This window comes from Parendozoicomonas verongulae, from assembly GCF_009711465.1.
Taxonomy (GTDB): Bacteria; Pseudomonadota; Gammaproteobacteria; order Pseudomonadales; family Endozoicomonadaceae; genus Sansalvadorimonas; species Sansalvadorimonas verongulae.
In genome coordinates, this window is record NZ_SMME01000639.1 from 1 (window position 1) to 2,577 (window position 2,577).

The 2,577-nt window shown below is 44.8% G+C and carries 2 protein-coding genes and 1 pseudogene; all 3 read left to right on the plus strand.

What is annotated here, in order from left to right; translation table 11 throughout:
• Positions 1-53: 53 nt before the first annotated feature.
• Complete coding sequence (locus E1189_RS02120; protein ID WP_155158422.1) at positions 54-2,189, plus strand: DUF1998 domain-containing protein; 2,136 nt, start codon at positions 54-56, stop codon at positions 2,187-2,189.
• Positions 2,190-2,246: 57 nt separating this feature from the next.
• A complete protein-coding gene (locus tag E1189_RS02125) occupies positions 2,247-2,405 on the plus strand; it encodes a hypothetical protein (protein ID WP_155158423.1) in 159 nt (52 codons plus the stop codon).
• Positions 2,406-2,476: 71 nt separating this feature from the next.
• Positions 2,477-2,577 (plus strand): annotated as a pseudogene (tnpA, locus tag E1189_RS26120) (IS66 family insertion sequence element accessory protein TnpA); the annotation flags it as partial.

Sequence of the window (2,577 nt, forward strand, 5' to 3'; positions counted from 1 at the left end):
ATATTGCCATACGAGAGTATGCTCCAGGTTCTCAGATTGTTATCGACGGCCGTGTGTACCGTTCCGCTGGTGTGCAGCTCTACACAGCATTTCAGCAAGGTGCCCAGAAATTTGATATAGCCTGGCGCTGTAAAAACTGTGGTACTACAGGTGTTGCCGAAAATGCCTACAGTAATAGTAACGATTTGAAGTGTCATGAATGCCGGACAGAAATACCTGCTTCACAGAAGAAAGAAATTTTGAGGCCAGCAGGTTTCACTAGTGATTTTTATGAACCAACCAGTAATGACATTAGTTCTCAGAAGTACATTCGTGTTGAGCGTCCACGTATTCAACTTGAAGGTGATTCATTGAACTTGCCCGACAGCCGTTGTGGTTTTATTCGTTATGGTCACAATGGCTCGGTTTTTTACCATTCCTCCGGAGAAAACGAGAAAGGCTATGCCATTTGTATGGAGTGTGGTCGATCAGAGTCTATGAGTGCAGATGGGGAGATTCCAAAATTCTTTGCACCTCCACACACTCATAGACCTCTTGGTGGAAAAACACAAAATGGTAAGCTGGTGGATTGTGCTGGTCATATAAAGCCTCATTTGCATCTAGGCTATAAAATCCAGACAGATGTTCTTGAAATCTATTTGCGTAACCCATTAACAGGCGAGTGGTTAACTGATTCAGGTAAGGATCAGATAATTGCAACGACTCTGGCTGTGGCTCTGAGAGATGCCATTGCTGATGAACTGGGTATAGCAAGTACCGAGATGGGCTTTGGCTCTAAAATCGACCGGGATACTGATACCGGCCAGACACGCTCGGTTATACAAGTCTTTGACCTTGTCAGTGGTGGTGCAGGTTTTGTTGTTGCTGGTGTTGCCAATATTGCGAGGTTAATGAGGTTGGTATTGAGGAAGCTGGAGTGTCGATCTCAGTGTGAAAATGTTTGTTCTCACTGTCTTGCCAGTCAGGACAGCCGGGTTGAGTATGAAGAACTGGATCGCAGGGCTGCACGTCAGTGGTTATTCAACTGCAACTTTCAAGACTATTTGCACTTGCCTGACCAGTTCTCGATTGTTCAGGGTGCCGAGTATTGCTCTCAAACGGCGCTTCAATTCATTCAGTCGTCAATCAATAAGTTGCCAATGGAGAACACGAGTAAAACAATTCGTATCTTCATGTCTGGAGACAGTCGAGGCTGGGATTTAGCGCACCCTATTTTCAGGGACAAACTATTGAGTTGGAAGGCGACAGACCAGCTAGGGGTTGAGCTGATTATTGAACATTCGAAAGACCTTGATGAAGAAAGCCAACGGAATCTTAAGCTTCTATCTGGCTTGGGCATCAAAGCCCTGACGACAGGTGACGTCTGGTCTAGTAATGCTCCATACCTGATGATTCAGGTGTATACTGATTCAAATTGTTTCAGTCTATTTGCATCAAGTACTGACTTTACTGAGCCGGGTGAACACTGGTTAAGGCAGGATGAAGCCTGTACATTGGTATCATCCAGATTGATACCTGCTTCTCAAGTGTCGCCTGTTGATATGAGTAGCTGGGGAATAACTCAAACGGGTTCTACCGTTGTTGAAATAACCTCTGAACTTAACGGTTCTGTACTTTCCCTATGTAAACGTCTGAAGAAAATTGTTGAGCAGCAGGTTCCAGAATTTGCTCAATTACTCGAACAGGATTCGGCAGTAGCCATCAGTTATTCTGATCGATACCTGAAGTCGCCCTGGTCATTGTTATTGTTGAGCGGTTTCCTCTACCTGTTTAAGAGTGATGATCTTGAGCGGGTAGAAATACAGAGTCTGAGGTCCATAGGAAAAGAAAACAGTTATCAGATAAAACACGATTGGATTTATGAGGAGGATCAGGGAGACATTCTCAGTAAGTGGCTCAAGCTCGTTCTTGGTTGTGTTCCTGATCTCTCTTTGAAGGATAAACCGTGGGAGTTGCTGCATGGTCGGGTGATAACCATTGAGTGGAAATCAGGAAAGCAAAGCAGAATTCTGCTTGATCAGGGTATGGGCTATTGGCAGCCAAGAGCTATGTATCGTGATGAACTTGAGTTCGATTTCTCAGCTTCTGCAACTGCTCAGACTGAAGAAATGGCGAATAAGTTCAAAGCGATCAATATGGTCAACTCGGGAAGCTGGCCTACTTATATGTCGTTTACTTCTGAGGTTTGATTGAGTGAAAAACTGGTGTCCTGCAAACCTCATTAATATTCTTTGCAGGGCATCATATTGAACGAGAGTGTAGATAAAACTGTGTCTCTGCCTATCTTAGAACCAACCATGGTTGAGGATAGGCAACATGAACAAGCACAGCTTGAAGCCTTCGCCCGCGAAGCCGCAAAAACCTTCTTCTTTCATAATGCAGCTTTCATTTTGGAGATTTCCTGATGAAGACTGCAGAACGCGAGCAACTCAGAAAAACTTAGGAAGCCAGAATCCAGAACTAGCAACACTCAGGCCTATCGCAAACAGCCTGGTGTCAGCAAAACCAGCTTCCTCCCCACCTGTTCAGTGACTGGAAGCGTAAGCTACGTGAGTTCGACTCCTCTCAAACCACCAT